Source organism: Agromyces sp. CF514, from assembly GCF_900113185.1.
Classification (GTDB): domain Bacteria; phylum Actinomycetota; class Actinomycetes; order Actinomycetales; family Microbacteriaceae; genus Agromyces.
This window is the reverse complement of the sequence record NZ_FOZD01000002.1, coordinates 571853-586061: the sequence shown is the minus strand read 5'-3', so window position 1 is coordinate 586061 and position 14209 is coordinate 571853. Positions and strand designations below refer to the sequence as shown.

Sequence of the window (14209 nt, the reverse complement as noted above, 5' to 3'; positions counted from 1 at the left end):
GGTCAGGCTGCCGCGCCGTTGCCGCCGTCGCCCTGGGCGACGAGCCCGCGTCCCGCGAGCGCGTCGAAGATGCGGCGGGTCACCTCGTCGAGCGTGCCGACGCCGTCGATCGTGAGCACGAGGCCCTGAGCGCGGTAGACGTCGAGGATGGGAGCGGTCTCGCGCTCGTAGATCGCCAGGCGGTTCGCGATGACCTCTTCGGTGTCATCGGTGCGCCCCTGCTTGACCGCGCGGTCGTGCAGGCGGGCGATGCTCTCGTCGCGCGGGACCTCGAGCTCGATCACGGCGTCGAGGGCCTCGCCGCGGCCTGCGAGGAAGCCCGCGAGGTCGTCGACCTGCCCGCGGTTGCGGGGGTAGCCGTCGAGGAGGAACCCGGATGCGGCGTCGGGCTGCTCGAGGCGATCGCGCACGAGCTCGCTCGTGAGCGCGTCGGGAACCAGGTCGCCGGCTTCGATGATCGCCTGCACCCGCTTGCCGAGCTCGGTACCGCCGGAGACGTTCGCCCGGAAGATGTCGCCCGTGGCGACCTGGGGAACACCGAAGGCCTCGGCGACGAGCTCGCCCTGCGTGCCCTTGCCGGAACCCTGCGGACCGACGATGAGCAGTCGGGCGGAGGCGGTCGATTCGGCCGTCATCGGAGGAGCCCTTCGTAGTGGCGCTGCTGCAGCTGCGCGTCGATCTGCTTCACGGTCTCGAGGCCGACGCCCACGATGATGAGGATGGATGCGCCGCCGAACGGGAAGTTCTGGTTCGCGCCGAACGCCGAGAGGGCGATCAACGGCAGCAGGGCGATCAGACCGAGGTACAGCGAGCCCGGGAGCGTGATGCGCGTGAGCACGTAGTCGAGGTACTCGGCCGTCGGGCGCCCGGCACGGATGCCCGGGATGAAGCCGCCGTACTTCTTCATGTTCTCGGCCACCTCGTCGGGGTTGAACGTGATCGCGACGTAGAAGTACGTGAATCCGACGATGAGGACGAAGTACAGGAGCATGTACAGCGGGTGGTCGCCCTTGGTCAGGTAGTTGGTGATCCAGACGACCCACGCCTGCGGTTCCTCGCCCTGCGCGGGCTGGTTGAACTGCGCGATCAGGGCCGGCAGGTAGAGCAGCGACGACGCGAAGATCACGGGCACGACACCGGCCATGTTGACCTTGATCGGGATGTACGTGTTGTTGCCGCCGTACGTGCGACGGCCCACCATGCGCTTGGCGTACTGCACCGGCACGCGCCGCTGCGACTGCTCGACGAACACGACCGCGACGACCACGAGGAGTCCGACCGCGAGTACCACGAAGAACGTGTCGAGGCCGCGGGCCTGGGCGATCGACCACAGCGAGCCGGGGAACGTCGAGGCGATCGACGTGAAGATGAGCAGCGACATGCCGTTGCCGATGCCGCGCTCGGTGATGAGCTCGCCCATCCACATGATGAGGCCGGTGCCGGCGGTCATGGTGATGACCATGAGCAGGATCGCGTACCAGGCGTCGTTCGTGATCAGCTGCGAGCACGACGGGTCACCCGACGGGAACAGCGCGCCCGAGCGGGCGACGGTGATGAGCGTGGTCGACTGGAGCACGCCGAGGGCGATGGTCAGGTAGCGCGTGTACTGCGTGAGCTTGCCCTGGCCCGCCTGGCCCTCCTTGTAGAGGGTCTCGAAGTGGGGGATGACCACGCGCAGCAGCTGCACGATGATCGAGGCCGTGATGTACGGCATGATGCCCAGCGCGAAGATCGACAGCTGGAGCAGCGCTCCGCCCGAGAACAGGTTCACGAGTTCGTAGAGGCCCGTGGTGCTCTGGCTGGCCGCGAGGCATGCCTGCACGTTGCCGAAATCCACGAACGGCGCCGGGATGAACGAGCCGAGTCGGAACAGGGCGACGATGCCCAGCGTGAACCCGAGCTTGCGGCGAAGATCCGGCGTGCGGAAGATCCGCCCGATGGCGTTGAACACTCGTCCTCCTGTTGCTCCGTCGTGGAGTCAGTCCAAATATGGCTCGAGCCTGTCGAGACCCCCGTGAATCATACGCGAGGTCCCGACAGGCTCGAACCGCTTGTGGTGCTTTGGTCTTACTTGACCGAGCCGCCGGCGGCGACGATCTTCTGCTCAGCCGAGCCGGAGACCTTGTCGACAGCCACGGTCAGCTTGACCTGGATGTCGCCGTTGCCGAGCACCTTGACGCGCTCGTTCTTGCGGACTGCGCCCTTCTCGACGAGATCGGCGATGGTGACATCGCCGCCCTTCGGGTAGAGCTCGGCCAGCTTCTCCAGGTTCACGACCTGGTACTCCACGCGGAACGGGTTCTTGAAGCCGCGCAGCTTCGGCGCACGCATGTGGTACGGAAGCTGTCCACCCTCGAAACCGGGGCGGATGTTGTTGCGGGCCTTCGAGCCCTTGGTGCCGCGACCGGCCGTCTTGCCCTTCGAACCCTCACCGCGTCCGACGCGGGTCTTGTCCTTCTTGGCACCGGGAGCCGGGCGAAGGTGGTGCACCTTCAGCACGTTCTCGCGCGCCTCGGCGACGTCGGCCTTGGGAGCGGCCTTCTTCGCGGGGGCCTTCTTCGCGGGAGCCTTCTCGGCAGCCGCGTCGTCGGCCTTCGAAGCGGCGGCCTTGGCCGGCGCCTTCTTCGCGGCGGCAGCCTTGGGAGCTGCAGCCTTCTCGGCGGCGGGCTTGGCCGCAGCCTTCTTCGCGGGAGCCTTCTTGGGGGCCTCTGCGGTGGCGTCGATGTTCTCGTCAGCCATTAGTCAATCTCCTCAACCTTCACGAGGTGCGCGACCGTGTTGACGTACCCGCGGTTCTGCGGGTTGTCTTCACGCACGACCGACTGGCCGATTCGCTTGAGCCCGAGGCTGCGCAGCGTGTCACGCTGGTACTGCTTCTCGCTCACCTTGGACTTGATCTGGGTCACCTTGAGCTGCTTGGCCATCAGGCACCTGCCTTCGCTGCTGCGGCGGCCTCGGCCGCCTGAGCCTCGGCACGCAGCAGACGGGCCGGTGCGACCTCGTCGTAGTCGAGACCACGACGGGCGGCGACGGCGCGCGGCTCTTCGAGCTGCTTGAGCGCCTCGACCGTGGCGTGCACGATGTTGATCGTGTTCGACGAACCGAGCGACTTGCTCAGGACGTCGTGGATGCCGGCGCACTCGAGCACGGCACGCACCGGACCACCGGCGATGACACCGGTACCGGGCGAGGCCGGACGAAGCAGCACGACACCGGCCGCAGCCTCACCCTGGACGGGGTGGGGAACGGTCGCGCCGACGCGCGGGACGCGGAAGAAGTTCTTCTTCGCCTCCTCGACGCCCTTCGAGATCGCGGTCGGGACTTCGCGGGCCTTGCCGTAGCCGACGCCCACGAGGCCGTTGCCGTCGCCCACGACGACGAGCGCCGTGAAGCTGAAGCGACGACCGCCCTTGACGACCTTCGACACGCGGTTGATGGTCACGACGCGCTCGAGGAACTGGCTCTTCTCGGCGTCGCGGCCACCGCGGTCGCGGCCACCCTGGTTGCGGTCGCGACCGCCGCCACGGCGGTTGTCGCGCTCGTTGCGAGCCGGCTCAGAGGCAGCAGCCGTCTCGACGGGTGCCTCTGCAGTCACCTCGGTCTCCTTAACGGTGTTCTCACTCACAGGTTGAGCCCTGCCTCTCGCGCTCCATCGGCGATCGCTGCGACACGACCGGCGTACTTGTTGCCGCCGCGGTCGAAGACGACCGACTCGACGCCGGCCTGCTTCGCGCGCTCTGCGACGAGCTCGCCGACCTTCTTGGCCTTGGCGGTCTTGTCACCGTCGAACACGCGGAGGTCTGCCTCCATGGTCGAGGCGCTGGCGACCGTCAGGCCCTTGCTGTCGTCGACGACCTGCACGAACACGTGACGGGCCGAACGCGTGACGACGAGGCGCGGGCGCAGCTCGGTGCCGACGACCTTCTTGCGAAGGCGGGTGTGGCGGCGCGAACGCGCTGCCGTCTTGGTCTTCACAGCCATGATTACTTACCTGACTTTCCGGCCTTGCGACGCACGACCTCGCCGGCGTAGCGGATGCCCTTGCCCTTGTAAGGCTCGGGCTTCTTGATCTTGCGGATGTTCGCGGCGGTCTCGCCGACGGCCTGCTTGTCGATACCCGCGACCGTGAGCTTGTTGTTGCCCTCGACGGTCAGCGTGATGCCGGCAGGCGCCTCGACGGTGACGGGGTGCGAGAAACCGAGCGCGAACTCGATCGCGGAACCCTTCTGCGCGACGCGGTAACCGGTACCGACGATCTCGAGGCCCTTGGAGTAGCCCTCAGTGACGCCGATGATCTGGTTCGCGATGAGCGTGCGGGTCAGGCCGTGCAGCGAACGCGAGGCGCGCTCGTCGTCGGGGCGGGTGACGAGCACCTGGTTCGCCTCGACCTTGACCTCGATGGGCGAGGCAACGACGAGCGCGAGCTCGCCCTTGGGGCCCTTGACGGCGACGGCGGAGCCGTCGACCTTGACCTCGACACCCGCGGGGATGTCGATGGGGAGTCGTCCGATTCGTGACATGGAATTACCACACGTAGGCGAGGACTTCCCCACCCACGCCCTTCTTCTCGGCCTGGCGGTCGGTCAGAAGACCGCTGGAGGTGGACAGGATCGCGACGCCGAGGCCGCCGAGCACCTTGGGGATCTCGGTGGACTTCGCGTAGACGCGGAGGCCGGGCTTCGAGACGCGCTTGATGCCCACGATCGAGCGCTCGCGGTTCGGGCCGAACTTGAGAGTCAGTGTGAGGTCCTTGCCGACGCGTGCGTCGGTCACCTCGAAGCCGGTGATGTAACCCTCTTTGGTGAGGATCTCGGCGATGTGCGCCTTGAGCTTGGAGTTCGGCATCGTCACGGAGTCGTGGTGCGCCGAGTTCGCGTTGCGAAGGCGGGTCAGCATGTCAGCGACCGGGTCGGTCATCGTCATGTCAGATGTTTCCTTACGTTCACCAGGTTTCAGCACCCGTTACACGAGTGTTGACCTGTGGTGGTGGCGGAACGCGGGTGCGATCCGCCGAACGCCGGTGCCGGCGGGGCCTCGGATGACTCCGAGGCCCGCCGGCTCTGGCGCAAACCCGTAGATTCTACTACGAATTACTGAGCGGCCTCGTTCGACCGGAAGGGGAAGCCCAGCTGCTTGAGCAGCGAGCGGCCCTCGGCGTCGGTCTTGGCAGTGGTCACCACAGTGATGTCCATGCCGCGAACGCGGTCGATCTTGTCCTGGTCGATCTCGTGGAACACGGACTGCTCCGTGAGACCGAAGGTGTAGTTGCCGTTGCCGTCGAACTGCGCGTCCGAGAGGCCGCGGAAGTCGCGGATACGGGGCAGGGCGAGCGAGATCAGGCGGTCGAGGAACTCCCACATGCGGTCGCCGCGCAGCGTGACGTGCGTGCCGATCGCCTGGCCCTCGCGCAGCTTGAACTGCGCGATGGACTTGCGGGCCTTGGTGACCTGCGGCTTCTGGCCGGTGATCTTGGTGAGATCGGCGATCGCGCCGTCGATGACCTTGCCATCGCGTGCTGCCTCGCCGACACCCATGTTCACGACGACCTTCACGAGACCCGGAACCTGGTGCACGTTGGTGTAGCCGTGCTCCTCGGTGAGGGCCTTGGCGATCTCGGTGCGGTACTTGGTCTTCAGTCGCGGCTGGATTTTGCCAGCCTGCGTAGCCGTGTCGGTCATCAGATGTCCTTGCCTGACTTCTTTGCGTAACGAACGCGGACCGTCTTGGTGACGCCGTCCTTCGTGATCTGCTCTTCGCGGAAGCCGACACGCGTCGGCTTCTTCGTCTCGGGGTCGACGAGCGCGACGTTCGAGACGTGGATGGGAGCCTCGTGGGTCTCGATGCCGCCGGTCTTCGAACCGCGCTGCGTCTGGCCGACGCGCACGTGCTTGGTGACGAAGTTCACACCCTGCACGACGACGCGGTTCTCGGCGACGAGCACCTCGATGACCTTGCCCTGCTTGCCGCGGTCTCCGCCGCGGGCCTGGCTGCGGCCCGAGATGACCTGAACGAGGTCACCCTTCTTGATGTTGGCCATGACTAGATAACCTCCGGTGCCAGCGAGATGATCTTCATGAACTTCTTGTCGCGAAGCTCGCGACCGACCGGTCCGAAGATACGGGTGCCACGGGGTTCACCATCGTTCTTCAGGATCACCGCGGCGTTCTCGTCGAACTTGATGTACGAGCCGTCGGGACGACGGGTCTCCTTGACGGTGCGGACGATGACGGCCTTGACCACATCGCCCTTCTTGACGTTGCCGCCGGGGATCGCGTCCTTGACCGTGGCGACGATGACGTCACCCAGGCCGGCGTAGCGACGCTTCGACCCGCCGAGCACGCGAATGGTGAGCAGCTCCTTGGCGCCGGTGTTGTCGGCGACCTTGACTCGTGATTCCTGCTGAAGCACTGTTGTCTCCTTCTCTCAAGCAAGCCAGAGGCTTACTTGGCCTTCTCGGCGATCTCGACGAGGCGCCAGCGCTTCGTGGCGGAGAGCGGACGGGTCTCGGAGATCACGACGAGGTCGCCGATGCCGGCGGAGTTCGCCTCATCGTGAGCCTTGATCTTCGAGGTCCGGCGGATGACCTTGCCGTACAGGGGGTGCTTCACGCGGTCCTCGACCTCGACGACGATGGTCTTGTCCATCTTGTCGCTGACGACGTAGCCACGACGCACCTTGCGGTACCCGCGAACGAGTTCGGCCGACTCGGCGACCTCGGCTGCAGCAGCCTTCTTGGTCTCAGCCATGATCAGGCCTCCTTCGTCTCTTCGGCCTCGGCCGGGGCAGCAGCCTCGGCCTTGGCCTTCTTCGTCTTCTTCTCAGCCTTGGCCGGAGCCTCGACCGGTGCGGGAGTGGCACGGATGCCGAGCTCGCGCTCACGGATGACCGTGTAGATGCGGGCGATGTCGCGCTTGACCGCACGGAGGCGGCCGTGGCTCTCGAGCTGGCCGGTGGCCGACTGGAAGCGCAGGTTGAACAGCTCTTCCTTGGCCTTCTTCAGCTCGTCGACGAGTCGCTCGTCTTCAAAGGTGTCGAGCTCGACGGTGGCGAGCTCCTTCGTTCCGACGGACATTATGCGTCGCCCTCCTCGCGCTTGATGATGCGTGCCTTGAGCGGCAGCTTGTGGATGGCACGGGTCAGGGCCTCGCGGGCGAGCTCCTCGGAGACGCCCGAGACCTCGAAGAGGACGCGACCCGGCTTGACGTTCGCGACCCACCACTCGGGCGAACCCTTACCGGAACCCATGCGGGTCTCGGCGGGCTTCTTCGTGAGCGGACGGTCGGGGTAGATGTTGATCCACACCTTGCCGCCACGCTTGATGTGACGCGTCATGGCGATACGAGCGGACTCGATCTGACGGTTGGTCACGTAAGCGGGCGTCAGCGCCTGGATGCCGTACTCACCGAACGACACCTTGGTGCCACCGGTGGCCTGGCCCGAGCGGCCGGGGTGGTGCTGCTTGCGGTACTTGACTCGACGGGGAATCAACATGGTTATGCCTCAACTCCTGCTGCCACCGGCTCCTGCGCCTTGGGCGCACGGCGGGGACGGTCATTGCGGTCGCCACGGGACGACTTCTGCGAAGCCTGCTCGCGGGCGAGCTCCTTGTTGGTGATGTCGCCCTTGTAGATCCAGACCTTCACGCCGATGCGGCCGAAGGTGGTCTTCGCCTCGTAGAAGCCGTAGTCGATGTTCGCGCGGAGCGTGTGCAGGGGCACACGGCCTTCGCGGTAGAACTCCGAACGGCTCATCTCGGCGCCGCCGAGGCGGCCGGAGACCTGGATGCGGACGCCCTTGGCGCCGGCGCGCTGGGCGCCCTGCAGGCCCTTGCGCATCGCGCGGCGGAAGGCCACACGTGCGGAGAGCTGCTCGGCGATGCCCTGCGCGACGAGCTGAGCGTCGGCCTCGGGGTTCTTGACCTCGAGGATGTTGAGCTGGATCTGCTTGCCGCTCAGCTTCTCGAGGTCGGCGCGGATGCGCTCGGCCTCGGCGCCGCGGCGGCCGATCACGATGCCGGGACGCGCGGTGTGGATGTCCACACGCACGCGGTCACGGGTGCGCTCGATCTCGATGCGCGAGACTCCCGCGCGGTCGAGCGACGTCTGGAGCAGGCGACGGATCTTGACGTCCTCGGCGAGGTAGTCGGCGTAGCGCTGTCCGGGCTTGGTCGAGTCGGAGAACCACCGCGACACATGGTCGGTGGTGATGCCGAGACGGAAGCCGTACGGGTTTACTTTCTGACCCATTACTTCGTACCCTCCTCGGGCGTGGCGAGCACGACGGTGATGTGGCTCGTTCGCTTGTTGATGCGGAAGGCACGACCCTGCGCACGCGGCTGGAAACGCTTGAGGGTGGTGCCCTCATCGACGAATGCGCGGCTGACGTAGAGGTCCTGCTCGTCCAGGTAGGTGTTCGTTGCATCGGCCTTGACGCGAGCGTTCGCGATGGCCGAGGCGACGAGCTTGTACACCGGCTCGCTCGCACTCTGGGGTGCGAACTTCAGGATGGCGAGTGCCTCCTGTGCCTGCTTGCCGCGGATCAGGTTGACGACGCGACGGGCCTTCATGGGGGTCACGCGGATGTGACGCACGCGTGCGATCGACTCCACCATTTCTCTCCTCCTTTTCGCCCCCGCGTCAGCGGCGGCGACCCTTCTTGTCGTCCTTCACGTGTCCACGGAAGGTGCGGGTGGGGGCGAACTCTCCGAGCTTGTGACCCACCATGGTCTCGGTGACGAACACCGGGATGTGCTTGCGGCCATCGTGCACGGCGATCGTGTGCCCGAGCATGGCCGGGATGATCATCGAGCGACGGGACCACGTCTTGATGACGTTCTTGGAACCGGCTTCGTTCTGGACGACGACCTTGCGAAGCAGGTGCTCGTCGACGAAGGGGCCCTTCTTAAGACTGCGAGGCATCTTCTCTTACTCCTACTTGCGCTTCTTGCCGACGGTGCGACGACGGACGATGAGCTTGTCGCTTTCCTTGTTGGGGCGACGCGTGCGGCCCTCGGCCTTGCCCCAGGGGCTGACCGGGTGACGACCACCGGACGTCTTGCCCTCGCCACCACCGTGCGGGTGGTCGACCGGGTTCATGGCGACACCACGCACGGTCGGGCGGACGCCCTTCCAGCGCTTGCGGCCGGCCTTGCCCCAGTTGATGTTCGACTGCTCGGCGTTGCCGACCTCGCCGACGGTCGCGCGGCAGCGCGCGTCGACGTTGCGGATCTCGCCCGACGGCAGACGGAGCTGCGCGTAGGGGCCGTCCTTGGCGACGAGACGCACCGAGGCGCCGGCCGAGCGGGCCATCTTCGCGCCGCCACCGGGGCGCAGCTCGATGGCGTGCACGACGGTACCGGTCGGGATGTTCTTCAGCGGCAGGTTGTTGCCCGGCTTGATGTCGGCGCCGGGGCCCGACTCGATCGGGTCGCCCTGCTGCAGCTTGGCCGGTGCGAGGATGTAGCGCTTCGTGCCGTCTGCGAAGTGCAGCAGCGCGATGCGGGCGGTGCGGTTGGGGTCGTACTCGATGTGAGCGACCTTGGCGGGCACGCCGTCCTTGTCGTTGCGACGGAAGTCGATCACACGGTACTGGCGCTTGTGGCCACCACCGATGTGACGGGTCGTGATGCGACCCTGGTTGTTGCGACCACCGGTCTTCGAGAGCGGCTTGAGCAGCGACTTCTCGGGCGTCGACCGCGTGATCTCAGCGAAGTCGGCGACGGACGAACCGCGACGACCCGGGGTCGTCGGCTTGTACTTACGAATAGCCATGTTCTTCCTCTGCTCCTTAGCCGACAGCCGTGAAGATGTCGATCGAGCCGGACTTGAGGGTGACGATCGCGCGCTTGGTGTCCTTGCGCTTGCCCATGCCGAACCGGGTACGGCGGGTCTTGCCCTGACGGTTCAGGGTGTTGATCGACGCCACCTGGACGTTGAAGATCTTCTCGATGGCGAGCTTGATCTCGGTCTTGTTCGAGCGGGGGTCCACGGTGAACGTGTACTTGCCCTCGTCGATCAGGCCGTAGCTCTTCTCCGAGACGACCGGCGCGATGATGATGTCGCGCGGGTCCTTGTTGTGTGCGGCGCTCATGCGGCGACCTCTTCCTTCTTCGCCGTCTTCGAGGCGACGAACGCCTCGAGCGCAGCGGTGCTGAAGACGATGTCGTCGGAGACGAGCACGTCGTAGGCGTTCAGCTGGTCGACCGGCAGCACGTGCACGGTCGGGATGTTGCGCACGGCGCGCTCGGAGAGCTCCTCGCCGCGGGTCAGCACCACGAGGTAGCGCTTGGCCGGCGCGATCGACGTGAGGAGCGCGAGGGCGTCCTTCGTCTTCGCGACGTCGCCGGCGACGAAGCCCTCGACTGCGTGGACGCGGCCACCGCGTGCGCGGTCGGACAGCGAGCCGAGCAGAGCGGCGGCGATCATCTTCTTGGGGGTGCGCTGCGAGTAGTCACGCGGCTGCGGGCCGTGGACGATGCCACCACCGGTCATCTGAGGAGCGCGGATCGAGCCCTGACGAGCGCGGCCGGTGCCCTTCTGCTTGAACGGCTTGCGGCCGGCGCCGGAGACCTCACCACGGGTCTTGGTCTTGTGGGTGCCCTGACGCGCTGCGGCGAGCTGGGCGACGACGACCTGGTGGATCAGCGGCACGTTGGTCTGCACGTCGAAGAGCTCGGCGGGGAGCTCAACCGTGCCGGACTTCTTGCCGGTGACGTCGAGGGTGTCGATGGTGTTGGTCGCGGTAGCCATGGACTACGCCCCCTTCACTGCGTTGCGGACGAAAACGAGACGGCCACGCGCACCGGGGACGGCGCCCTTGACGAGCAGCAGGCCCTTCTCGGCGTCGACGGCGTGCACGCGGAGGTTGAGCACGGTCACGCGCTCGCCACCCATGCGGCCGGCCATGCGCATGCCCTTGAAGACGCGGCTGGGCGTCGACGAGGCACCGATGGAACCGGGCTTGCGGTGGTTGCGGTGCGAACCGTGCGAAGCGGAGACGCCCTTGAAGTTGTGGCGCTTCATGACACCGGCGAAGCCCTTGCCCTTGCTCGTGCCGACGACGTCGACGAGCTGGCCGGCCTCGAAGGCACCCTCGACGGGGAGCTCCTGGCCGAGCGCGTACGACGCGGCGTCCGCGGTGCGGACCTCGGTCACGTGGCGGCGGGGGGTCACACCTGCGGCGGCGAAGTGGCCGGCTGCGGGCTGGTTGACCTTGCGGGGGTCGATGGCGCCGGCGGCGATCTGCACAGCCTCGTAGCCGTCGTTCTCGACGGTGCGGAGCTGGGTGACCACGTTGGGGGCGATCTCGATGACGGTCACGGGCACGAGCTTGTTGTTCTCGTCCCACACCTGGGTCATGCCGAGCTTGGTGCCGAGCAGACCCTTCACGTTCTTGGTAGCGGAAGACATCGGGTACCTCAGAGCTTGATCTCGATGTTGACGTCGGCCGGGAGGTCGAGACGCATGAGCGAGTCGACGGCCTTGGGCGTCGGGTCCACGATGTCGATGAGACGCTTGTGGGTGCGCATCTCGAAGTGCTCGCGGCTGTCCTTGTACTTGTGGGGCGAACGGATGACGCACACCACGTTCTTCTCGGTCGGAAGCGGCACGGGGCCGACGACCGTGGCGCCCGCGCGGGTCACCGTGTCGACGATCTTGCGCGCCGAGGTGTCGATGACCTCGTGGTCATACGACTTCAGTCGAATGCGGATCTTCTGTCCCGCCATGTCGAACTCTCTCTCTGTCAAGGCGTCTTACCCCTTCCGAGGGCATCGGACGCCGCGTAGCGACTTCTGGTGAAGCAACCACTGTTCTTCTGTCAATGCCCGTGATCGAGCCTGTCGAAACCACCGCACGGATTCGCATCTGCACTTCGGTGACCTCGGCACGCTCGACCGCGAGCCAATCCCCGACCCCCGCGCTCGGGCGTGTCGTCCTCGCGGAAGACATGATTCGCCCAAGGCTGTGTTGGTTTCGGTTCAGTCGTGTTCTGCTGCCCGCGGCCTAACCTGACCCCTGGCGCGCGGTGACCGGAGAGCTCGAGGCCCTCGGCGCTGCTGCGCGGGTGGTTATGCACTGCCTGGCAGTGATCCGGACGCACGCAGAGCGCACGCCCGAAATGTTGAACTCACCAAGTTTGCCATATTCGGCACGTTGCTGCAACCCGGGCGTGTCGCGCATGATTCCGGGCGAAAGCCGGAAACGCGTCGCCCCGATCGAGCGGGTGCGAACCCCTGCATCCTCGGTGCACCTCCATGGTCCCACGAGGGCCTGAGAGTCTTCCGGGCATCGGGCGCCGCCTTCCCGCGAGCACGGTCCGACGAGGAGGATGTCGGTATGACGAAGACTCCCGCCACCGGCATCCACCACCGAGAGAGCGCGCGCGCCGTCGCCGGCAGCGTCTCGGCCGCGCGCACCGGCGTACGCACCTTCGAGGGACGCAATGCCTCGGGTGCGAGCGTCAACGTCGGCCCGATGGGCACTCCGGGCCACTTCTCCCCCGGCGAGCTGCTCAAGCTGGCCCTGGCGGCGTGCTCGGGCATGAGCGCGGACGCCGTCATCTCGCGCCGGCTCGGCGACGACGTCGCGTTCACTGTCTGGGCGCACGGCGACTCGGAGCCCGACAACCGCTACGACCGGATCGACGAGGAGCTCCTGATCCCGCTCGCCGGGCTCACCGACGACGAGCGCGCGAAGCTCGCGAAGCTCATCGACGCCTCCATCGCCAGGAGCTGCACCGTGGCGCGCAGCGTCGAGCAGGACATCGACATCGCGAAGGAGATCGTCGACGTGGGCGAGTGAGCCGCCCGCGGCATCCGCTCCCCGCTTCACGGACGACGGATGCCTGGGCCGATGCCGCGCGCCGAGGGCCGCCGCGAGGCATCCGCTCGGTCAGTCGCGCGGACCCTGCCCGCGGCACACGAGCTCCTCGGCCGCGATGCCGGGCGCGACCGAGCCGAGCGTGACGACGCCGGCGAGCGCGAAGGCCAGGGCCCCCGCGAGCACCCGGGGGTGCGACCCGACCGGTCCCACGCGTCGCCGGAACGGGTCCTCGATGAACCGCTTCGACAGGGCGGAGACGACGAGCGCGAACCCGACGAGCGCGACCATGAGCGCGGGCGGACTCGGCACGCCGGTGATCATCGGCGCGAACATGAAGATCGGCCAGTGCCAGAGGTACAGCGAGTACGAGATGTCGCCGACCCACTGCACCGGCCGCAGGCCCACGAGCCGCGCGGTCGACCAGCGCATCTCGGGCATGCCGGCCCAGATGATCGCGAGCGTGCCCGCGACCGGAAGCAGCACCCACAGGCCCGGGAACGCCTCGGTGTCCTGGAACGTGATGATGGGCACCGCGATGAGGGCGATCCCGGTCCACGACGCCCAGGAGCGTGCGATCTTCCAGTGCGCGCCGGTGGCGCGCGCGACCCTGGTCGCGAGCAGCGCGAGCAGCCCGCCCGCGCCGAACTCCCACGCTCGCGAGAGCGTCGAGAAGTAGGCGAGGTTGTGATCGTCGACCGTCAGCACGAGCGACCAGGCGAACGACAGCACGGACACCGTCCCGAGCACGATCCACAGGATTCGCTGCAGCGGGGCGCCCCGACGATGGAAGATCCACAGCGCGAGGAGGATCAGCAGCGGCCAGGCCAGGTAGAACTGCTCCTCGACCGAGAGCGACCAGAAGTGCTGCACGGGCGTCGACTCGAGATCGGCGGAGGCCGGCGACTGGGAGTCCGCGGCGAGGCGCCAGTTCTCGACGTAGAAGGCGCTCGCCACGATCTCGCGGAAGAACGCCGCCCAGTCGCGGTACGGCGCGAATGCGAGCGTCGCGGCCGAGACGGCGAGCAGCACGGCCATCGCGGCCGGCAGGATGCGTCGGGCTCGACGCACGTAGAACTCGCGCAACGAGATGCCGCCCGTGCGATGGACCTCACGCAGGAGCAGGGCCGTGATCAGGTAGCCCGAGACGACGAAGAACACGTCGACGCCCATGTAGCCCGCGGGTGCGACCGCCGGCCAGCCGTGATGCAGCACCACGGCGGCGACGGCGACGGCCCGGAGTGCTTGGATCTCGGGCCGCACCGTGGTCGTGCTCGGTACCGCAGGGGACGATGCCATCCGACCCAGCGTAACCCGCTCGGGGGGTCCGGTACATGTCGAGGGGGTTACGCGACCCCGTGCATCCCATCCGAGCGGAACGACAGAACGGG

Annotated in this window: 24 protein-coding genes; 1 reads left to right on the top strand and 23 read right to left on the bottom strand. The window is 67.1% G+C overall.

Annotation, left to right across the window (positions count from 1 at the left end; all coding sequences use genetic code 11):
* Positions 1 to 2 precede the first annotated feature (2 nt).
* The 22 genes from BM342_RS15505 to rpsJ form a co-directional block, all read right to left on the bottom strand.
* Positions 3 to 635, bottom strand: coding sequence for an adenylate kinase (locus BM342_RS15505; RefSeq protein WP_092967748.1), 633 nt, complete (start codon positions 633 to 635; stop codon positions 3 to 5).
* Positions 632 to 1951, bottom strand: coding sequence for a preprotein translocase subunit SecY (gene secY, locus BM342_RS15500; RefSeq protein ID WP_092967746.1), 1320 nt, complete (start codon positions 1949 to 1951; stop codon positions 632 to 634). The genes BM342_RS15505 and secY overlap by 4 nt, the downstream gene beginning before the upstream one ends.
* 116 nt (positions 1952 to 2067) lie before the next feature.
* The gene (rplO, locus tag BM342_RS20085) at positions 2068 to 2739 is read right to left on the bottom strand and encodes a 50S ribosomal protein L15 (RefSeq protein ID WP_092967744.1); all 672 of its coding nucleotides are present in this window, start codon (positions 2737 to 2739) and stop codon (positions 2068 to 2070) included.
* A complete protein-coding gene (gene rpmD / locus BM342_RS15490; protein WP_055860148.1) occupies positions 2739 to 2924 on the bottom strand; it encodes a 50S ribosomal protein L30 in 186 nt (61 codons plus the stop codon). Before rpmD ends, rplO begins: the two co-directional genes overlap by 1 nt.
* Complete coding sequence (rpsE, locus tag BM342_RS15485; protein ID WP_255368844.1) at positions 2924 to 3595, bottom strand: 30S ribosomal protein S5; 672 nt, start codon at positions 3593 to 3595, stop codon at positions 2924 to 2926. The genes rpmD and rpsE overlap by 1 nt, the downstream gene beginning before the upstream one ends.
* A 26-nt stretch (positions 3596 to 3621) precedes the next feature.
* Complete coding sequence (rplR, locus tag BM342_RS15480; RefSeq protein WP_092967740.1) at positions 3622 to 3981, bottom strand: 50S ribosomal protein L18; 360 nt, start codon at positions 3979 to 3981, stop codon at positions 3622 to 3624.
* Positions 3982 to 3983: 2 nt separating this feature from the next.
* Positions 3984 to 4520 carry a 50S ribosomal protein L6 gene (gene rplF, locus BM342_RS15475; protein ID WP_092967738.1) on the bottom strand — a complete coding sequence of 179 codons (537 nt, stop codon included), beginning with the start codon at positions 4518 to 4520 and terminating at the stop codon, positions 3984 to 3986.
* Between the two features lie 4 nt (positions 4521 to 4524).
* The gene (gene rpsH / locus BM342_RS15470) at positions 4525 to 4923 is read right to left on the bottom strand and encodes a 30S ribosomal protein S8 (RefSeq protein ID WP_092967736.1); all 399 of its coding nucleotides are present in this window, start codon (positions 4921 to 4923) and stop codon (positions 4525 to 4527) included.
* 167 nt (positions 4924 to 5090) lie between these two features.
* Positions 5091 to 5678 carry a 50S ribosomal protein L5 gene (gene rplE / locus BM342_RS15465; protein ID WP_092967734.1) on the bottom strand — a complete coding sequence of 196 codons (588 nt, stop codon included), beginning with the start codon at positions 5676 to 5678 and terminating at the stop codon, positions 5091 to 5093.
* Positions 5678 to 6037: a 50S ribosomal protein L24 gene (rplX, locus tag BM342_RS15460; protein WP_055860164.1), complete on the bottom strand. Its 360-nt coding sequence runs from the start codon at positions 6035 to 6037 to the stop codon at positions 5678 to 5680. Before rplX ends, rplE begins: the two co-directional genes overlap by 1 nt.
* A 2-nt stretch (positions 6038 to 6039) precedes the next feature.
* Complete coding sequence (gene rplN / locus BM342_RS15455; RefSeq protein ID WP_055860166.1) at positions 6040 to 6408, bottom strand: 50S ribosomal protein L14; 369 nt, start codon at positions 6406 to 6408, stop codon at positions 6040 to 6042.
* A gap of 32 nt (positions 6409 to 6440) precedes the next feature.
* Positions 6441 to 6746 (bottom strand): 30S ribosomal protein S17, encoded by a 306-nt coding sequence (rpsQ, locus tag BM342_RS15450; protein WP_067878910.1) that lies wholly within the window; start codon positions 6744 to 6746, stop codon positions 6441 to 6443.
* 2 nt (positions 6747 to 6748) lie between these two features.
* A complete protein-coding gene (rpmC, locus tag BM342_RS15445) occupies positions 6749 to 7072 on the bottom strand; it encodes a 50S ribosomal protein L29 (RefSeq protein ID WP_092967732.1) in 324 nt (107 codons plus the stop codon).
* A complete protein-coding gene (gene rplP, locus BM342_RS15440) occupies positions 7072 to 7491 on the bottom strand; it encodes a 50S ribosomal protein L16 (RefSeq protein WP_092967730.1) in 420 nt (139 codons plus the stop codon). The genes rpmC and rplP overlap by 1 nt, the downstream gene beginning before the upstream one ends.
* A 2-nt stretch (positions 7492 to 7493) precedes the next feature.
* Positions 7494 to 8246 (bottom strand): 30S ribosomal protein S3, encoded by a 753-nt coding sequence (gene rpsC, locus BM342_RS15435; protein WP_092967728.1) that lies wholly within the window; start codon positions 8244 to 8246, stop codon positions 7494 to 7496.
* On the bottom strand, positions 8246 to 8611 hold the full coding sequence (gene rplV, locus BM342_RS15430; RefSeq protein WP_092967726.1) for a 50S ribosomal protein L22: 366 nt from the start codon (positions 8609 to 8611) through the stop codon (positions 8246 to 8248). The genes rpsC and rplV overlap by 1 nt, the downstream gene beginning before the upstream one ends.
* A 25-nt stretch (positions 8612 to 8636) precedes the next feature.
* Positions 8637 to 8918: a 30S ribosomal protein S19 gene (rpsS, locus tag BM342_RS15425; protein ID WP_022889728.1), complete on the bottom strand. Its 282-nt coding sequence runs from the start codon at positions 8916 to 8918 to the stop codon at positions 8637 to 8639.
* 12 nt (positions 8919 to 8930) lie between these two features.
* Complete coding sequence (gene rplB / locus BM342_RS15420; RefSeq protein WP_092967724.1) at positions 8931 to 9770, bottom strand: 50S ribosomal protein L2; 840 nt, start codon at positions 9768 to 9770, stop codon at positions 8931 to 8933.
* A gap of 16 nt (positions 9771 to 9786) precedes the next feature.
* Positions 9787 to 10089 carry a 50S ribosomal protein L23 gene (gene rplW, locus BM342_RS15415; protein WP_022889726.1) on the bottom strand — a complete coding sequence of 101 codons (303 nt, stop codon included), beginning with the start codon at positions 10087 to 10089 and terminating at the stop codon, positions 9787 to 9789.
* Complete coding sequence (gene rplD / locus BM342_RS15410) at positions 10086 to 10748, bottom strand: 50S ribosomal protein L4 (protein ID WP_092967722.1); 663 nt, start codon at positions 10746 to 10748, stop codon at positions 10086 to 10088. The genes rplW and rplD overlap by 4 nt, the downstream gene beginning before the upstream one ends.
* Positions 10749 to 10751: 3 nt before the next feature.
* Positions 10752 to 11408 carry a 50S ribosomal protein L3 gene (gene rplC / locus BM342_RS15405; protein WP_092967720.1) on the bottom strand — a complete coding sequence of 219 codons (657 nt, stop codon included), beginning with the start codon at positions 11406 to 11408 and terminating at the stop codon, positions 10752 to 10754.
* An 8-nt stretch (positions 11409 to 11416) separates the two neighbouring features.
* Entirely contained in the window at positions 11417 to 11725 is a 309-nt protein-coding gene (gene rpsJ / locus BM342_RS15400; protein ID WP_017201594.1) for a 30S ribosomal protein S10, read from the bottom strand.
* Between the two features lie 610 nt (positions 11726 to 12335).
* On the opposite strand from rpsJ, the gene BM342_RS15395 reads away from it, so the two are divergent.
* A complete protein-coding gene (locus tag BM342_RS15395) occupies positions 12336 to 12800 on the top strand; it encodes an OsmC family protein (protein WP_092967718.1) in 465 nt (154 codons plus the stop codon).
* A 90-nt stretch (positions 12801 to 12890) separates the two neighbouring features.
* On the opposite strand, the gene BM342_RS15390 is transcribed toward BM342_RS15395, so the two are convergent.
* Positions 12891 to 14117: an acyltransferase family protein gene (locus BM342_RS15390; protein ID WP_092967716.1), complete on the bottom strand. Its 1227-nt coding sequence runs from the start codon at positions 14115 to 14117 to the stop codon at positions 12891 to 12893.
* Positions 14118 to 14209: the final 92 nt, after the last annotated feature.